Origin of the sequence: Chryseobacterium bernardetii (assembly GCF_003815975.1) — a bacterium.
GTDB lineage: Bacteria > Bacteroidota > Bacteroidia > Flavobacteriales > Weeksellaceae > Chryseobacterium > Chryseobacterium bernardetii.
The window spans coordinates 1635731-1653653 of sequence record NZ_CP033932.1; the positions used below are offsets into that span (position 1 = coordinate 1635731).

The window sequence follows — 17923 nt, forward strand, 5'->3', positions numbered from 1 at the left end:
CTTAAAAAGCCTGCCGCCCTCTGGCATGTTTAATTATTTATTTAAGTAAAACCTTACTTGAATGCGTTTTCCCATCCTTCGTCCGAAGTTTTATAATGTAAAGCCCTTCAGGCTGGTTGGTTTCAAATGTATTGGAATTTAATTTGGTACGGAATACCTCTTTTCCTGAAGTGTTGATAAGAGTAACCTCTGATCCTTCCACCTTTAGATTTTTATCCAGAGTAACCTGACCATTTTGACCGTAGGCCATAAAACTGATGAAAGGATCTCTGTACTGGTATCCGTAATATACTCTAAACTCACCTCCTAAACTTAGTAATCCACCGTTTACATTAATTTTAATACGGTCGTAAGGTTTATTCATGGTAAGCTCAATTTCACCTTTGCTTGGATCACCAGCCCCAAGCTTTAAAATGTCATTGTTTAGATTTTGGTAATCGTTGTTGGAAACATCTCCGTTGAAGGTCTCAATAGACACACCTCCTAATACCTGAGCACTTAGAGGAGTTCCGTTAGAACCAATCCCGATAACCAATTTGTTAGTGTAAGCACTGTTAGGGAAAATTAATGTCTGTTCAGTACGGGCCAGTAAACCGATGGATACCTGTAGAACAGAGTAATCACTCTCGTTAGGACCAACTGCGTTCATTGGATTTAACACTCCGCAGCCTATACATACGCCATAAACCTGATTCGCTTGAGCATTTGCATAATATTTTACAATTTGTGCAAATGACATGTTGCTTGCCAGAAATAATAAAGAAGCAAAAACAGCCGTCTTAATACTGCGTGAACTCAATAATAAATTAGTTTTCATATATAAAAATTTTGATTTTTAGTTTTTTGTAAATTTATAAATAAAATAATTATGTTAAATAATTTATTTCAGTTTTTTGTGATTTAATTGAAATTCGCTTTAATAAATTATTATTTTTAACTATTAATCAATGCTTTTATTTATAAAAAACGGCAGTCTTTATAAAGATTGCCGCTTGCGATGTACTATTTATTGAATAATGATTTTCTTGGAATATGTTTTTCCTTCCTTAGTCTGAAGGTTCATAATGTAAATTCCACCAGGCTGGTTAGGGGTAAATGTATTGCTTCTTAGCTTAGAGCGGTAAACCTCTTTCCCCAAAGTATTCATTAATGAAACTTCAGAACCTTCTACACTCACATTTCCACTAAGGGTTACCTGTCCATTTTGACTGTGGGCCAGCAGTTGAATTAACGGATCCTGATAAGCATAATAGATTCTGAATCCGCCTCCAAGGCTCAATACACCTCCGGTTAATCCAATTCTTATTCCGTCATATGGTTTCGTAGGTTTAAACTCTACTGTACCCCTGTTAGGTGTGGCTCCCAGTTTTAAGAGACTTATGTCTATTGTCCTGCGGTCTTCATTAGAAGTACCACCGTTCATTGTTTCAAGAGTTACACCGCTTAATAACTGTACAGATAAAGGGATATTATCTGTTCCGATTCCTACAACAAGTCTTGTGTCAGCTCTAAGATCTGGAAAAATTAAAGTCTGTTGAATGCCACCTAATAAAGCTGTTCCCAATACCATTGTAGAATAATCATCCTCATTGCCTCCCACCGCATTTAATGGATTATCTACACGGCAACCAAGACAAGCTACACCAAACACGCCAGAGCTCTGTGCATGAGCATAGATTCTGTTCTGCCCAAATAGAAACTGAGTAGAAAATAAGCATAATGCAACTAATGCTGCTTTAAAAGAGGATTTATCTCTCAGAAGTAAATTAAATTTCATGTTATTATTTTTTTGATGAATGTTTTATCAAATTTAAGGATTAAAAGAGGAAGCAGAAAGTAGTATTTCCATTTTTGGTGATATTTTTAATGAAATTTAATATTCCTCAAAATGATAATAACAGATGCTCCTGTTTCAATAAGAATAATAATGATATTTAAAAACTATTGAAATAAATAAGATTGTGGGTAAAAGCTGAACATATAAAAGTAAGTAGGAATTGTAATGAATTGCTGATAAATACATGTTGTTATTCATATATTCAGATTCCTTGGAATATGCATAATTGGGCTCAGTCTCAAAAGTTGGGGGGAATGTTAAGTAGTTTTATCTTTGCATCATGTTAAGCGATCACGACCTTCTTAAATTATTACTTCCGGAATTTTTAGTAGAGCACTTTGATATCCTCAAAGCAGAAACTCATGATGCAGAACTTCATATTTATTTTGAAGAAAGAAACAGTATTCCCCATGAATTTAAAGAAAGGAGACTTGAATCCAAGGGCTTTTTACCTGAAATCATTGTAGATGATTATCCATTACGGGGTAAAATCGTAAAGCTCCATGTTAAAAGAAGGAGATGGACAGATAAATCCTCCGGTGAGATCCTTCAGAGAGACTGGCAGCTTGTAGCGAAAGGCACACGGATGACAAAGGATTTGGCAGTCTTCTTAAAAAAAATTAGCAGACACTAAAGCTCTTCCCCTAAAAGTTATAGCAGAATTTTTCGGGATCAAAGGCAAGACCTTCCAGAGGCAATACAAGAATAATCTCAGCGAATATCATAGCTGGGAACAAAAACCGCACGCAGAGGACTGGATCATTTACCCTGAAAATGTCTCAGCCTCCTTATCTTTAGACGAAGTAGCATTATCTGATGGAGAACTTTATACCGTTCTTACCTCCAAAAAAGCAAAAGGGAGAAAAGGAAGTATTGTTGCTATGATAAAAGGTACCCAGAGTGATTTTGTCATCACACATCTTTTGAAGATCAGCAGAAAACTTCGGATGAAGGTAAACGAAATTACATTGGATATGGCGGGTTCCATGAAGCGTATTGCCCAACGCTGCTTTCCTGATGCAGTACAGGTTATTGATCGTTTTCATGTTCAGAAGCTGTCCATAGAGGCCCTTCAGGAGATCAGGATCAGGCATCGCTGGGAAGCCATTGAAATGGAAAACAATCCTTTTAACAGTCACTCAGCTGAAACAGAAGTTTTTGCAAATGGAGATACCCGGAAACAGCTCTTGGTAAGAAGCAGGTATTTACTATATAAAAGCCGTGAGAAATGGACTCTGTCCCAGAAACAAAGAGCTTCGATCCTTTTTACCCAGTATCCTGATCTGGAACAGGCATATGAATTGACTGATGGACTTAGAAAAATTTATAACCAGAATATTTCGAAATCTGTAGCCATGACTAAACTGGCCCATTGGTTTAGAAATGTGGAAGAAGCAGAGTTTAAATCTTTTTCTACCTTAAGAAAAACAATAATGAATCATTATAGAAATATTCTCAACTACTTTGATCAAAGAAGCACCAATGCTGCTGCTGAATCTTTCAATGCGAAAATAAAAAACTTCAGAATGCAGCTCAGAGGAGTAAAAGACAGAACCTTTTTTATCTTCAGATTAGCTAAACTTTTTGCCTAGTCCCCAACTTTTGCGCTTGATCCCATAATTGTTTGTAAAATCTTTACGTAAAATTTAATATTTTCTGACTTTTAAAACTATCTGATAAGTGGAATTAAAGATATAAGTATAGAAACAAAAAAAGGACTTTCGAAAAAGTCCTTTTGGTAGCCCGTAGGGGAATCGAACCCCTCTTACCAGAATGAAAATCTGAGGTCCTAACCGATAGACGAACGGGCCCTCTATCTTCCATTACCAAGTAATGTGTTAGTTTTGTTTTTGTAAGTATCAACTCTTAATGTAGCCCGTAGGGGAATCGAACCCCTCTTACCAGAATGAAAATCTGAGGTCCTAACCGATAGACGAACGGGCCGGTTAGATTATTTTAAGTATTAGCTTCCTACTTTGTTTTTAAAAACCACTGTAAGATTTCAGTGGTTTTTAAAAATTAAGTAGCCCGTAGGGGAATCGAACCCCTCTTACCAGAATGAAAATCTGAGGTCCTAACCGATAGACGAACGGGCCGCTATACTTTTACGCTAATTTATTAACGTGTTTTGTTAATTTGCTTTTTAAGTTAGCCGCTTTGTTTTTGTGGATAATATTTTTCTTAGCTAATTTATCCAATAAAGCGATAACTTTTGGCAGTTGCTCTGTTGCAGCAGCTTTATTTTCCTCATTTCTTAAGGCTTTCAATGCTGTTCTAGCAGTCTTGTGGTAATATCTATTACGAAGTCTTCTAGTTTCGTTCTGTCTGATTCTTTTTAATGCTGATTTATGATTTGCCATATCGTTCAAATGTGAGTGCAAAACTATAAACTTTTTTTTAAACTACCAAATTTATTTTGAAAAAAATTAATTTTCTTCTGTAAGGTACTTTCTAAGCTTATCTATTGCCTGTTCTATTTTTAAATTTTCCTGTTCTTTCTCTATTTTTTTGATCGTATTTCCTAACATGATCAGTGCATTGTTCCATTCTCCAGTCGTATTGGTGAAAGTAAGTCCGTCTATTGTTACTTCAAAAGCAACCCTTTCTCCTGTCCTGTAAAGTCTGAAACTTATTTTATCATCCTTGCCTGTAATCCCGCCTTCATTGATTTGTAAATCATAACTTTTTGGGTTAGAGTGGATTTTCTTAAAAAGCAATTTCGCTTCTTGTATTTTTAAATCCGGCATGATATAAAATTTGATAATTTGTAGTTGTCTACAAACTGGGGGTTATCAATAACATTTTTCATCAGTGTAACCATATTTGTCTTAGCAATTATGGTTAAAATTATTAAAAAATTTTTGCAAATATAAGGCTTTTGTGAGATATAACATCAATAGATACGCTTTTTAGACAAAAAGTTGTGATTTTTTTATTGTAATGAGAATAAGTGTTTCATTCCCAGTAAACTGAGATTGGAATATTTTGATGTCGGTTTTAGAGCTTTATTAGAAATATCATATAATAAATGACATGAAGTACTATCTGATGATTATAGTATGGAATGAAGAAGAAAGTTTATTAAAGTGTTGTTAATGAATGATAGTTCCTGAGGCTGATTTTCCTGACGACTTATTGTAGTGGGAAAAGATGTAATTACAGGTTTAATCTGTTTCAGATGAATTGGGCTGTATATTAAAATAAAAAAGAGAAACGATACGTATCGTTTCTCTTTTTTGTAGCCTATAGGGGAATCGAACCCCTGTTGCAAGAATGAAAATCTTGAGTCCTGACCACTAGACGAATAGGCCAAATTTTGAGGTTGCAAAAGTAGAAAAACCTTTTTAAACTTCAAAATTATTTTTTGGTTATTTATAAACTTTTTGAATCACGGTATTCTTAATGCCTTTGGCTTCAACCTCTTTCTGAAGTTTTACAGCATCTTCCAGGGTGTAGGCCTTTCCGTAAGTATAATAGAAAACGCCATTTTCCTTCTCTCTTTCCACATCCTTAAGGTTTTGAAGGATGTATGAATTTCCGTTCAGTTTTTCTCCGGTATATACTTCAAGTGTATAATAGCCCATACTAATTCTCTGGTTAGGCATGAATCCTACTGCAAATGCATTCCTGAATCCTGCATCCTTAGCGGTTTTAAGATTTATATCTCTCACAGAAGCCATATTGGTTACTGCGTAATAGTATTTGTACTGTCCGTTCTCTTTAAGGGTAAGGATGTAATTAAGGCCTTTCAGTGCTGGATCATTCTCATTATATTTGGTAGGAGAACTCATCAGTAGTATTCTGAAATCATTCTTTAGCGGAGTTTCTGCTGGTTTTTCAGGTTCCTGTTTTTTAGTGGTGAAAGACCCGCCTGCTTTTCTGTCAATTGCTTTTTTGTAATCAATGATGGCATTATAGATACTTTCTGCAATTTCAGTCTGACCTTTTTCAGAGGCTATATAATGGCTTTCTTCGGGGTGATTAATGAAGCCTGTTTCTATCAGTACAGAAGGCATGGCATTCATACGAAGAACGTGAAGGTTTTTCTGGAAAACACCCCTTGAAGATCTTTTGTCTTTATTTACAAAGTTGTCTTCTACCAATCCGCCTAAAAGAAGACTGGATTCAAGGTATTTACTCTGTTGTAACTTTAATGCAATTAAAGATTCAGGAGAATCAGGGTTATAAGATCCAAAGATCTGTTTATCTTTTTCATCCAGATAAATCACATCATTTTCCCTTTTGGCAACCTCCAGGTTCTCATTGTTCTGGTTAGGCCCCTGTACATAAGTTTCCGTACCATAAGCGGTAGGTCTTGCAGAAGAATTACAGTGGATGGATATAAACAGATCTGCCTTACTTCTGTTAGCCAGGTTCGTTCTGTCAGACAAGGAAGGGTATTCATCAATCTTTCTGGTATAAATTACTTTGAAGTCTCTGTTTTTTTCAAGCATGGCTCCAACCTTTAAAGTAATAGCAAGAGTAATATCTTTTTCTGCAATTCTTCCAATGTCTGAATAAGTCCTGTTGGCTCCATGATCACTTCCTCCGTGTCCCGCATCAAGAACTAGTGTGAACTTCTTTTGGGAGAAAATAAAGTTGCTGGTTAGGAGAAGGAGAAATGATAAAATTATTTTAAAATTTTGTTTGTGCATCTTACAGTTATAAAAATTATATTAATTTTGGGCCTTAATTATATAGAATAAAATTGGCCAAAACCGTCCTCAAAAATATATTACAAATTTTAATTATCCTAATTTTTAACAATTTTTTAGCACAGAAAACCCCTGAAAAATTGCCTAAAAATACGGTTAAAGATACTATTTCCAAAAAGGATACCATTGTTGCAAAAAAAGAAGCTTTAGATGATGTACTTCAAACAAAGGCAGATGATCAGCGCAGGGATATTCCTAAAAAAATGACATTCCTTAACAAGAATGCCCAGGTGAAGTATCAGGATATGCAGATTGATGCAGATTATATTTCTATTGATGATAATAAAAATCTGATCTACGCCAGAGGAAAACTGGATTCTTTAGGAAAAATCATAGAGCCTGTAGTAACTACTCAGGCTGGGAAAAAATATGAAACCAACGAATTCAGCTATAATACAAAAACCAAACAGGCTATTGCTTTCAATGCAAGAACAGAGGAGAGTGAGGGGGTAATTATAGCCCAGAAAACAAAAAAATATAACGATTCGGTGTTCGCTATGAGAAAAGCAGATTATACCACCGATGAGTATTTTGTGAAGAAAAAAGATACGGCAGCAGATTATTTTATGAGAGCTTCCAATATCAAACTGATAAAAACAAAAAGTAAATCTCAAATTGTTACGGGACCTATCCAAATGTATATAGAACAGGTGCCTACACCTCTTGTTATGCCTTTTGCAATACTGCCGTTCTCAGATAAAAGAGCTGCCGGTATTTTGATCCCAAGTTTCGGGGAAAGAGAAGATGTTGGATTCTTCCTGAACGGAATCGGATATTATCAGCCGATTGGGGAACACTTTGATCTTAAGGTACTCGCAGATATCTATACCAAAGGAAGCTGGAACCTGCGTCCACAGATGAATTACCAGAAAAAGTACCGTTATTCGGGAAGCTTCAATGCAGACATCGGAACTATGGTAAGAGGGATCAAAGGATTGGATGATTATAATAAAAACAGTACATATAGAATCAGCTGGACGCATTCTCAGGATTCTAAAGCCAATCCTTTTCTTACATTCAGTGCTTCGGTTGATATTGTAAGTACTAAGTTTTATAATAATACACTTAACAATAATTATATTTTCAATCAGAATATATTGAACACCCAGCAGAACTCAACGGTAACGCTTACCAAAAGATTTCTGAAACTTCCTATGACTATTACGGGAACGGCATCTTACTCGCAGAACTTTGCAACAGGCTTGGCAGATCTTCGTCTTCCACAGATGAATGTAGCGGTCAATCAGTTTTACCTGTTTAAGTCGAAATCAGGAGTAAGACAGGGACTTCTTGAAAATATTACAGTAAATACTGGTTTTAACCTGACCAACTTTGTGAACACGCAGGAAAATGAATTGTTCAAAAAAGAAATGTGGGACAAAATGCAGACAGGCCTTAAGAACAATATCGCTTTAGCCACCAATACCACTCTGGCTAAATATTTTACTTTCAGTTTAAGTGCTAATATTGATAATGCTTTAACGACAAAAACTTTAAACAGGTATTATGATCCTGTAAATAATGTGACCGTGGATGAGATCAATAAAAAGTTTGCAGGATATTCTTCATTCTCTACCACTGCCAGTCTTCAGACTACTTTGTATGGAATGATGAAATTTAAAAAAGGATCTGTTATAGAAGCTGTGAGACATATGATGACTCCAAGTATCGGATTTACCTATTCTCCTGATTTCTCAAGCCCTGGTTTCGGGTATTACAAAAACTATTATAATGCAGCCGGTGCTCTTACTCCTTATTCTATCTTTGAAAAAGGAATTATAGGAAGCCCGTCAAACAGTTTGGTGGGAGCATTAGGTTTCAGTATAGGGAATAATATTGAAATGAAGGTGAAATCTAAAAGTGATTCTACCGGAGTGAAAAAAATAAAGATTTTTGAATCTTTAAACCTTACAGGAAGCTATAACTTTGCAGCTAAAGACCACCCTTGGTCTATCTTCAGTATCAACGGGCAGTCTTCTTTCTTTAACAATAAGCTTACAGTTAATACCAGCCTTTCTCTTGATCCTTATAAAATCGAATTTATTCCAGGGCAGGATCAGGGGATCAGAACAGAAAAATTTGGAGGCTTCAGTGTACAGGGATTCAATATTCAGGTATCTTATCCTTTAAGCAGCGAGATCTTTGGTGAAAAAACGGATTACGCAAAGAAATATAGTTCAAAAGGAGAAATCCGAAATGAAAATTACTATTTTGATGATGATCATTATGCGCGTTTTGATCAGGCCTGGACCCTGAATATTAATGCTAATTATGCTTATTCTAAAGGAACCAACAGATTCGGAAGTAAAATTGCATCCATAGGTCTTGACGGAAGTATTAAGCTTACTCCTTACTGGAATGTTACCGGAAGTACCCATTATGACTTGGTGACTAAGGAACTGGCCTATACAAGAATCGGTTTTTCAAGAGATCAGCGAAGTTTCACCATTAATTTTAACTGGGTGCCCTTCGGACAATATAAAGTATATGATTTCTTTATCGGGATCAAAGCCAATATCTTAAGTGATGCGTTGAAGTATAAAGACAGAAGCTTTACACAGCCAAATGCACCTTTCTAATATCAGATTGGCATTTGACAATATAAATTTTATATTTGCAACCAAAATAAATCTATCAAGATTATCCTGAAATTGCTTAACTTAATGGTTGGCAATGAAAGATGATTTTACAAAAAAATAAATATCCGTATATGAAACAAATTATCAACACAGTTAATGCACCTGCAGCTATTGGTCCTTATTCACAAGCTAATATGACTAACGGAGTTCTGTATATCTCAGGACAGATCCCTGTAGATCCTGCAACTGGTAAACTGGTAGAAGGAATTGAAAAGGAAACGCATCAGGTAATGAAAAACCTTGAAGCGATCCTTACAGAAGCTGGAATGACTTTTAAAAATGTTGTAAAAGCAACAATCTTCCTTAAAAGCATGGATGATTTTGCCGTAATGAACGATATTTATGCTTCATATTTAGATGCTGGAAGCTATCCGGCACGTGAAACAGTACAGGTTTCTTGTCTGCCTAAAAATGTGGATATTGAAATTTCTATGATCGCACATCAGGATTAATGAACTTTATAAGAAATACATTTGCGGTATTGATAGGGCTTGGTATTACAGGTCTTATAATTACTCTTGGTATAAGGGCTTTCCCGCAATGGGTTACTTTCGAAGCTTTTGCTCCGTTTGAGCATTGGCAGAGATTTCTTTTCAGCATGAAAGATGATAAGGCCTTTTTTGGCTTTCTTCTTTTTATTTCCGGACTAGGAACTACCATTGGTGGAGTAGCAACAGCAATCATCGTTAAATATGCTAAAGTTGCCTATGCTATCCTGATAGGTTTTATCATGCTTTTCATCGCAATGCTGGATGTTATTATATTTCCTTACCATCCTACATTTTATAAGATTTCTATCTTCCTTACCTTTTTCCCGTTTTCCTGGATTGGAGGTAAGATTGTAGAAGTTATTTATGAGCGGAATAAAAAGAAAAGGATTACCGAGAAAATGAATAAACCCAAGTAAACAATAAAAAAATCGCTGCAAATCTTTGCAGCGATTTTTTGTTGATATGAAAATAACTATTGTTTAGTTGTTGATTAAGGCATTTTAAATCCTTTTGTGTACATTCTTCCGTAGTCATCCACAAATTTCACCTGTACATTTCCCTGATATTTATTCAGGATGTTTTCTATGTCTTTTTGTGAGTTTACCGGTTTGCCATTTACTTCAATGATGATATAGTTGTCTACAATTCCGATTTTAGCCATTTCGCCTCCTTCAGATACATTTTTAGTAACTACACCGCTATTCAGTCCATATTCTGTTTTGAACCTTTCGTTAAGAGGGTCAAATTCAGCTCCGATCTTTTCAGTTACGCTAAGGTCAGCTTTTGTTCTGGTAGAAGTTCCTCCCTTCTGGTCTCTTAAAGTTACATTTGCGGTAGCTTCTTTACCGTTTCTTGAATAGGTTACCACTACCTTGTCACCAGGGCGCTTGCTTCCTATTGACATAGAAAGGTCAGCAAAATCAGTGATATCGTAATTATCAACTTTTGTAATGATATCTCCTTTTTTCAGTCCTGCATCTTCTGCACCGCTGTTATCACCGAATCCTGTTACATACACTCCGCTGCCAGCCTTAATATTGGTTTTGAATTGCTTGTTATAAGCCTGAACCTGCTGGTCATTGGAAAGGTCTAGTGATGAAACTCCTAAGAATCCTCTCTGTACAATACCAAACTTCTTGATGTCCTCAACAATTTTTCTTGCAAGGTTAGATGGTACGGCAAATCCGTATCCCTGATAATATCCTGTTGTAGACTGAATCGCAGAGTTAATCCCGATAAGTTCTCCGTTAGTATTTACCAGGGCACCCCCTGAGTTACCCGGGTTGATTGCGGCATCTGTCTGAATAAAACTTTCAATTGGATTGCTTGCTTTTCCCTGGCTTCCTAAAATACCGATTCCTCTTCCTTTTGCAGAAACAATACCTGCCGTTACAGTAGAATTTAATCCCAGTGGGTTTCCTACTGCCAATACCCATTGCCCAACATCAATATTGTCAGAGTTTGCAAAGTTTAAGTAAGGAAGCCCTTTCTCTTCTATTTTTAATAAAGAGATATCTGTATTAGGGTCCGTACCCACTAAAGTTGCGATATATGATTTTTTGTTGCTTAGTACCACTTCAAGTTTGTTGGCACCTGCTACTACGTGGTTGTTCGAGATGATATAACCATCAGGAGAAATAATTACACCGGAACCCATTCCTGAAGGCATATTATCCGGCGCCTGCTGTTGTTTTTGTCTTTGTTGTCCCCTTCCTCCGAACGGATCTCCGAAGAAATAATCAAACAGATCCTGCTCAGTAGCTCTGCTGGCCGTTCTGCTTTGATAGTTCTTAATGGTTACTACAGCCGGAACGGTTGTCTTAGCTGCCTTTACAAAGTCATCACCCACTGCACCCGTATTCATTCCTGCGAATGTTGTGTTAGGGGCAGATGTTGTAAAAAATGATTGATCTCCATTATTGGAGCCGTGTCCGAAATATTGTATAGCTCCAACGGTAGTAGCTCCGGAAATGACTCCAACTACTGCAAATGGTAATAGTTTTTTTAAAGTACTCTTCATTGTATATCTTTCTTGTTTATTAATTAATTTCTTATTTATGTTTTTGAGTAAACAAATTTAATGTTAAATAAGTAAGCAATTAGTATGCTATGTTTCAATTTTAACTAAAATTTAACTGCTATTATATCATTTTATACATTATGTCATAATTGTTAAGCCCTGAGTTAACAAAACTTAAAAAAAAATTAACTGAAATGTGACAAAATGTTTTTATAATAAGTATACAATATAAAAAGTTTTTTTCATTACTCATGAATATGTTGTCAGTTCTGAGCTGTCAATTATTATTGAGTTGATGAAAAACCATTAATTAGAAAATATTTATCTTTGCAAAAATATTTTTCTCACTTAAAACGTTTATAGCATGCAACTGTATAACACCTTAAGCGCAGAAGAAAGAGCTAAACTTATTGATGAAGCTGGTAAGGAACGTCTTACTTTATCTTTCTATGCGTACGCTAAAATTGAAGATCCCAAAAAATTTCGTGACGACTTATTCATAGCCTGGAATGCCCTTGATGCTCTTGGCCGTATTTATGTTGCCCACGAGGGAATTAATGCTCAGATGAGTGTTCCTGCAGATCAGTTTGAGGCTTTCCGCGATACGTTAGAAGTATATGACTTTATGAAAGGAATCCGTTTGAATGTAGCCGTTGAACAGGACAATCATTCCTTTTTAAAGCTTACCATTAAAGTAAGGCACAAAATTGTTGCAGACGGGCTTAATGATGATACTTTTGATGTAACGAATAAAGGAATTCACTTAAAAGCTCAGGAGTTTAATAATATGCTTGAAGATCCTAACACAATTGTAGTTGACTTTAGAAATCACTACGAAAGTGAAGTGGGGCACTTTGAAGGCGCCATTACTCCCGATGTAGAAAACTTCAGAGAAAGTTTACCGATCATCAACGAGCAGTTACAGGACTTTAAAGAAGATAAAAACCTATTGATGTATTGTACCGGAGGTATCCGTTGTGAAAAAGCCAGTGCATACTTCAAACATCAAGGGTTTAAAAATGTATTCCAACTGGAAGGCGGAATTATTGAATATACCCGTCAGATCAAGGAGGAAGGAATAAAAAGTAAATTTATTGGTAAAAACTTTGTATTCGATCACCGTTTAGGAGAAAGAATTACTGATGATATTATTGCACAGTGCCACCAGTGTGGGAAACCATGTGATAATCATACCAATTGCGCTAACGATGCCTGCCACCTGTTATTTATTCAGTGTGATGACTGTAAAGCGGCAATGGAAAACTGCTGTTCTGCAGAATGTCTTGATACCATACATTTACCTTGGGAAGAACAGGTGAAGCTAAGAAAAGGATTGCAGGTTGGAAATAAGGTTTTCAGAAAAGGAAAATCAGATGCATTAAAGTTTAAAAACTCCGGTGATATGCCTAAAGCTCCTCTGGCAAAAGCTGAAACCAAAAATATCCGCCAGAAAATAGCTGTTAAAAAGGTTTTGATCGGAAAAGCAGAACACTATTTCTCAAAATCAAAAATAGGACAGTTTTTAGTTGAAAATAATGAGGTATCAGTAGGAGATAAAGTGCTGATTTCCGGCCCTACTACTGGTGAGCAGGAATTTACAATTACTCAGATTTATGCTAACGGAGGACCTTGCGAGACAGCAAAACAGGGAGATCAGATTACTTTTGAAGTTCCGTTTAGAGTTCGTTTATCTGATAAGTTGTACAGAATTTTGGAAAACGCTTAATTTAAAGCTTTTCAGTAAAAATTATTTCATTTAATACCTTATAATTCCTGTTTAGGAAATGACAACAAGCGGAAAAATAGAACTAATGTCTCCTGCAGGCGATTTCACTTCGCTTCAGGCAGCTATAGATAACGGAGCAGACTCCGTTTATTTTGGAGTTGAGCAGCTCAACATGCGTGCAAGAGCAACAATGAACTTTACCATTGATGATCTGCCGGAAATTTCCAGAAGATGTAATGAAAAAGGAGTAAGGACTTATCTTACTCTTAACACCATTATATACGATCATGATCTGTCTATCATCAAAACATTATTGGATAAGGCCAAAGAGGCCGGTCTTACAGCAGTAATTGCCATGGATCAGGCTGTTATCTCTTATGCAAGGCAAATTGGCATGGAGGTACATATTTCAACCCAGATCAACATAACCAATATTGAAACAGTAAAATTTTATGCTCTTTTTGCGGATACTATGGTGATGAGCAGGGAATTAAGCATCACTCAGATCAGAAAAATCTGTGCACAAATTGAAAAAGAGCAGATAAAGGGCCCTTCCGGGAACCTTGTTGAAGTAGAAATTTTCGGGCATGGTGCTTTATGCATGGCTGTTTCAGGGAAGTGCTATTTAAGTCTGCATTCCCACAATTCTTCAGCAAACAGAGGGGCTTGTAAGCAAAATTGCCGGAAAAAATATACGGTGATTGATCAGGAATCAGGCTTTGAAATAGAGCTTGATAATGAGTATATGATGTCTCCTAAAGATCTTTGTACAATTGGTTTTCTGGATCAGATTGTTGATGCAGGAGTGAAAGTACTGAAGATTGAAGGCCGTGGAAGGGCTCCTGAATATGTAGCTACGGTTACGAAATGTTATAGGGAAGCTATCGACTCAATTGCTGAAGGAACATTTTCACAGGAAAAGGTTGCTGAATGGATGAAACAGCTGGAAACTGTATACAACAGAGGGTTCTGGAGCGGATATTATCTTGGCCAGGAGCTTGGAGAATGGTCTTCGAACTCAGGATCCAGTGCAACCCAAAAGAAAGTATATATCGGTAAAGGACGACACTTCTATCCAAAATCCAATATTGCAGAATTCTTAGTTGAAGCTTATGATATTTCTGTAGGAGACAGTATCCTTATACAGGGACCTACTACAGGTTCACAGGAAATGGTGATTGAAACAATGATGGTGGATGAGAAGGCTGGAGCTGATAAAGCGACAAAATCTGATATAATTACCTTTCCTACAGAATTCAGGGTAAGGCCCAGTGATAAATTATACAAAATTGTTAAATCTTAATGGTAATTGTTACACTTCAAAGGGAGAAATGCATTGGCTGCAATTACTGCGCTGAATTTGCTCCGGAATATTTCAGGATGTCTAAAAAAGACGGCAAGTCAGTATTGCTGAAGACTACGGATAAAAAAGGGTTTTATACCTTAAAAACAACTGATACGGAAGCGTTTGAGCCTCTGGACCGTGCAGCAAAAGCCTGCCCTGTAAAAATTATTTCTGTCAGATTAACTTAATAATTATGCTGAAAGCTGAACTTAGAAAAAAATATACACTGAAAAGAAAAGCCTTGTCTTCTGATGAGGCTTTCCTGTTATCCGAAAAGATTTTTGAAAATTTTATCAGTTATTTTCAGCCAAAAGAATTGGAAAAAGTGCATATTTTCATTCCGATTCCTGTCAAAAAAGAAATTGATACCCAAATCTTCATCCATTATTTTTTAAGTCATAATATCCGTGTTTTTGTGCCTAAGATTGCTGAAGATAAATTAATCAATATTGAGATCTTTGAGGACACTGTTTTCAAAGTTAATAACTGGGGAATCTCTGAGCCGGTTTCTAATAATGATTCAGTAGAAGACCATTTCAGTTATGTAATTACCCCTCTTTTGTATTGTGACGGGAAAGGGAATAGAGTAGGATATGGAAAAGGGTTTTATGACGGCTTTTTCCGGAATATATCATCAGAGACAAAAAAAATCGGGGTCAATTACTTTGCCCCCGATGAGATTATAGATGATGTCTGGGAAAATGATATTTCCCTTGACTATTTAGTTACGCCTACCGAAGTACTGTCTTTCTTTAGCGGTTGGGAATAGAAATCTAAAAAGTAAAATTTAAACTCCTTTTTCATCTTGGAGGTTGATAATAAAATATATTGGGCATTCTTTTCAAAGCTTCCCAAGGACTTATTCTTATCATCAAAATACTCTACATTGAATTTAGCAAAGTCTAAAGTGTCTTTCTTATAAAATTCTTTATAAACGTTCAGCTCATTTACCTTAGCGGTTTTTACTTTGAGGCTGTCAAGTTCCTTAAACATTCTTTTGAAGGTCAGGGAATCCGGTTTGTGGAAATAACTTTCCATCTGTGAATAAATAAAACTGTCTACTTCAGTATTCCTGTTACCACTAATATAAAGTGTAGAAAGATCAAGAAGTTCCTGAACTTTTTGTTTGGTAATGGAGTTGATAGCCTGCATACTGTCCATTTGTACAGCCGGGTAACTTTTCGTGTTGTTGCTGTTTCTCAGTTTATCAAGGTCGCTGGCTTCTGTTTTTTTATTACAGGAAGCAAATAAAGTCAGAAGTATGGTGAGGATTAAAAAATTATTTATTCTTTTCATCTGTAGTCGCAATTTTGAATTTAATGGATACGATCTTACCGTTGTCTTTTTTCATTTCTATTACATTCAGATTTTTCAGAGATGTAGTAGGAGTAGTAACGAGGGTGATATACTTTTGTTTGTCTAGTCTTTCAATGCCATAGGTGTTATTGTCATATACCTGGTAGATAACAGCATTATTGCTGATGAGATTTTCAAGCTGGTTTCTTTTCTGCTTAATAAGAGCTACCTGCTCTTCTGAATTTCCTGTAATATCTTTTCTTGAGAAATAATAAGCTGCCATTTTATAATCGTCCGGCTTAAGCTCTATTTTTTCTTCTTCAGGGGCATTTTCAAGATTTCTGTTTACTTCCAGAGGTTCATAGAATGCTGCACTTATTTTCATTTTCAGGTTTTTATCCTTCGTTGAATAAGAAAAACATTCTCCAGGTTTTATCTTGTACATCAAAGGAGATTCGTTTTCCTTCATAACCATGATGTCTAAGGTGTTAATCACAGAAACACCTCTGTCTTTATCAATAAAGCAATAAGTATAAGTTTTTGAAAAAAGTACGTCTTTAAATCCCAGTAAACCTGTTATGGCAATTAGAACAGAAGTGATAAGTGCCCATGCATTCTTTTTGAAGAAGTTTTTCTTAACTGGAACTGCAGAGATTTCAACTTCACCGGATGTATTTTGTTTTTTATTAACTTTTTGATTTTCAGTGATTGTTTTTTGTAAATCAGTATTTTCTATTGGCTGAATTTCAATTTTTTTAGGCTGAATCTCAGTTTTTGGAAGTTCCAGTGCTGCAGAAACCGTTTTTTCAAGTTCATTGATCTCTTCTTCTTCCAGATTTTCATTCTCCTGTAATAATTCTCCGGCAAAAAGATGCTGCTTCTTGAATTCATACCATGAGTCGTACCCCGCATAAATGCTCAATAAATTGAGCATGTCTATTCTGGGTAATTTAGTAACTGGTGAAGTTTTGAAGTAGGTATAAAATGACTTTTCACTGATGTTTCCTTTTGCTTTTTTGCGCAGGTCTTCCTGAAAATATATGATATCTATACCCTTCCACTTAGATATATCATCCTGTGAAGGGGTGTATTCTTTTAAATATTGACCCTGGACATCCTTTTTAAGCTGTTCAAAGTGTAATAGATCTAAATCTGTCAATTTTTTTTAAAATAATTAAATTGTTGATTATCAGTTATGTTTTTTTGTAAAACTATTTTACAAAGGTATTACAATTATTTTTCATAGACAAATTTTCTAACTGCTATACCTTTGTCTTGTTCAAATAACAGAACAGAAGAAAATTTTATAAAACAATATTAACAAAATTAAATTTAATTTATTATGAAAAAGTCATTATTCGTAGCTGCTATCGCTGCAATCTCTCTAGTTGCTTGTAAAAAAACTGACGCTACAGCTACTGAAGGTACAACTGATTCTGCTGCTGCTACTGTAGCTGATTCTGCTGCTACTGTAACTGATTCTGCTGCTAAAGTTGTTGATTCTGCTGCTACTACTGCTGTAGATGCTACTAAAGATGCTGCTGCTGCTACTACTGCTGCTGGAGCTGAAGTTGCTAAAGATGCTGCTAAAGGTGCTGCTGACGCTGCTAAAGGTGCTGCTGATGCTGCTAAAGGTGCTGCTGATGCTGCTAAAGATGCTGCAAAAGACGCTGCTAAAAAATAATTTTAGCTTAGCTTACAATAAAGGAACCGTTTCACCCAGTGAAACGGTTTTTTTATGTTTATCCTGAAACGTTCTCCTTAGATATGTCATAGCAAGCAGAAGTGAAAAGCAATCTCATTACAGATCAATAAGAAGAACTCTGACCTGTAAGAAAATAATCAAATCAAAAT

At 35.8% G+C, this 17923-nt stretch carries 18 protein-coding genes and 4 tRNA genes; 10 read left to right on the forward strand and 12 right to left on the reverse strand.

Going from position 1 to position 17923, the window contains the following annotated elements; genetic code table 11:
* Positions 1 to 37: 37 nt before the first annotated feature.
* On the reverse strand, positions 38 to 817 hold the full coding sequence (locus EG339_RS07485) for a T9SS type A sorting domain-containing protein (RefSeq protein WP_123869668.1): 780 nt from the start codon (positions 815 to 817) through the stop codon (positions 38 to 40).
* A gap of 189 nt (positions 818 to 1006) precedes the next feature.
* Positions 1007 to 1777, reverse strand: coding sequence for a T9SS type A sorting domain-containing protein (locus EG339_RS07490; protein WP_123869669.1), 771 nt, complete (start codon positions 1775 to 1777; stop codon positions 1007 to 1009).
* Positions 1778 to 2117: 340 nt separating this feature from the next.
* On the opposite strand from EG339_RS07490, the gene EG339_RS07495 reads away from it, so the two are divergent.
* Both EG339_RS07495 and EG339_RS07500 read left to right on the forward strand, forming a co-directional pair.
* On the forward strand, positions 2118 to 2471 hold the full coding sequence (locus EG339_RS07495) for an ISAon1 family transposase N-terminal region protein (protein WP_123869105.1): 354 nt from the start codon (positions 2118 to 2120) through the stop codon (positions 2469 to 2471).
* Positions 2472 to 2508: 37 nt separating this feature from the next.
* Complete coding sequence (locus EG339_RS07500) at positions 2509 to 3429, forward strand: ISAon1 family transposase (protein ID WP_228459750.1); 921 nt, start codon at positions 2509 to 2511, stop codon at positions 3427 to 3429.
* Between the two features lie 144 nt (positions 3430 to 3573).
* Here the strand turns inward: EG339_RS07500 and EG339_RS07505 are convergent.
* The 7 genes from EG339_RS07505 to EG339_RS07535 form a co-directional block, all read right to left on the reverse strand.
* Positions 3574 to 3648, reverse strand: a tRNA-Glu gene (locus EG339_RS07505).
* 61 nt (positions 3649 to 3709) lie between these two features.
* Positions 3710 to 3781 (reverse strand) — tRNA-Glu (locus EG339_RS07510).
* Between the two features lie 80 nt (positions 3782 to 3861).
* Positions 3862 to 3933 (reverse strand) — tRNA-Glu (locus EG339_RS07515).
* Positions 3934 to 3942: 9 nt separating this feature from the next.
* Positions 3943 to 4197: a 30S ribosomal protein S20 gene (gene rpsT / locus EG339_RS07520; RefSeq protein WP_002983073.1), complete on the reverse strand. Its 255-nt coding sequence runs from the start codon at positions 4195 to 4197 to the stop codon at positions 3943 to 3945.
* A gap of 66 nt (positions 4198 to 4263) precedes the next feature.
* Positions 4264 to 4584, reverse strand: coding sequence for a hypothetical protein (locus EG339_RS07525; protein ID WP_123869670.1), 321 nt, complete (start codon positions 4582 to 4584; stop codon positions 4264 to 4266).
* Positions 4585 to 5076: 492 nt separating this feature from the next.
* Positions 5077 to 5148: transfer RNA gene (locus EG339_RS07530), tRNA-Glu, on the reverse strand.
* A gap of 57 nt (positions 5149 to 5205) precedes the next feature.
* Entirely contained in the window at positions 5206 to 6492 is a 1287-nt protein-coding gene (locus EG339_RS07535) for an N-acetylmuramoyl-L-alanine amidase family protein (protein ID WP_123869671.1), read from the reverse strand.
* A gap of 53 nt (positions 6493 to 6545) precedes the next feature.
* Between EG339_RS07535 and EG339_RS07540 the strand changes: the two genes are divergently transcribed.
* The 3 genes from EG339_RS07540 (at position 6546) to EG339_RS07550 (ending at position 10098) form a co-directional block, all read left to right on the forward strand.
* Positions 6546 to 9131 (forward strand): putative LPS assembly protein LptD, encoded by a 2586-nt coding sequence (locus tag EG339_RS07540; RefSeq protein ID WP_123869672.1) that lies wholly within the window; start codon positions 6546 to 6548, stop codon positions 9129 to 9131.
* Between the two features lie 131 nt (positions 9132 to 9262).
* On the forward strand, positions 9263 to 9643 hold the full coding sequence (locus EG339_RS07545; protein WP_123869673.1) for a RidA family protein: 381 nt from the start codon (positions 9263 to 9265) through the stop codon (positions 9641 to 9643).
* Positions 9643 to 10098 (forward strand): hypothetical protein, encoded by a 456-nt coding sequence (locus EG339_RS07550; RefSeq protein WP_123869674.1) that lies wholly within the window; start codon positions 9643 to 9645, stop codon positions 10096 to 10098. The genes EG339_RS07545 and EG339_RS07550 overlap by 1 nt, the downstream gene beginning before the upstream one ends.
* A 74-nt stretch (positions 10099 to 10172) precedes the next feature.
* Here the strand turns inward: EG339_RS07550 and EG339_RS07555 are convergent, their stop codons facing one another.
* Positions 10173 to 11702, reverse strand: a complete 1530-nt coding sequence (locus EG339_RS07555) for a trypsin-like peptidase domain-containing protein (protein WP_123869675.1) — start codon at positions 11700 to 11702, stop codon at positions 10173 to 10175.
* A gap of 364 nt (positions 11703 to 12066) precedes the next feature.
* Between EG339_RS07555 and trhO the strand changes: the two genes are divergently transcribed.
* Genes trhO through EG339_RS07575 form a run of 4 tightly spaced genes read left to right on the forward strand, consistent with a single transcriptional unit; the run spans position 12067 to position 15542 of the window.
* Positions 12067 to 13428, forward strand: coding sequence for an oxygen-dependent tRNA uridine(34) hydroxylase TrhO (gene trhO, locus EG339_RS07560; RefSeq protein WP_123869676.1), 1362 nt, complete (start codon positions 12067 to 12069; stop codon positions 13426 to 13428).
* A gap of 58 nt (positions 13429 to 13486) precedes the next feature.
* Positions 13487 to 14731, forward strand: a complete 1245-nt coding sequence (locus EG339_RS07565; protein WP_123869677.1) for a peptidase U32 family protein — start codon at positions 13487 to 13489, stop codon at positions 14729 to 14731.
* Positions 14731 to 14961: a ferredoxin gene (locus tag EG339_RS07570; RefSeq protein ID WP_123869678.1), complete on the forward strand. Its 231-nt coding sequence runs from the start codon at positions 14731 to 14733 to the stop codon at positions 14959 to 14961. Before EG339_RS07565 ends, EG339_RS07570 begins: the two co-directional genes overlap by 1 nt.
* Positions 14962 to 14966: 5 nt before the next feature.
* Positions 14967 to 15542, forward strand: a complete 576-nt coding sequence (locus EG339_RS07575; RefSeq protein WP_123869679.1) for a 5-formyltetrahydrofolate cyclo-ligase — start codon at positions 14967 to 14969, stop codon at positions 15540 to 15542.
* Here EG339_RS07575 and EG339_RS07580 read toward each other — a convergent pair.
* Positions 15491 to 16069 carry a hypothetical protein gene (locus tag EG339_RS07580; RefSeq protein ID WP_123869680.1) on the reverse strand — a complete coding sequence of 193 codons (579 nt, stop codon included), beginning with the start codon at positions 16067 to 16069 and terminating at the stop codon, positions 15491 to 15493. The two genes, EG339_RS07575 and EG339_RS07580, sit on opposite strands and share 52 nt — an antisense overlap.
* Positions 16053 to 17228 carry a hypothetical protein gene (locus EG339_RS07585; protein ID WP_123869681.1) on the reverse strand — a complete coding sequence of 392 codons (1176 nt, stop codon included), beginning with the start codon at positions 17226 to 17228 and terminating at the stop codon, positions 16053 to 16055. Before EG339_RS07585 ends, EG339_RS07580 begins: the two co-directional genes overlap by 17 nt.
* 183 nt (positions 17229 to 17411) lie before the next feature.
* On the opposite strand from EG339_RS07585, the gene EG339_RS07590 reads away from it, so the two are divergent.
* Positions 17412 to 17753, forward strand: coding sequence for a hypothetical protein (locus tag EG339_RS07590; RefSeq protein WP_123869682.1), 342 nt, complete (start codon positions 17412 to 17414; stop codon positions 17751 to 17753).
* Positions 17754 to 17923 lie beyond the last annotated feature (170 nt).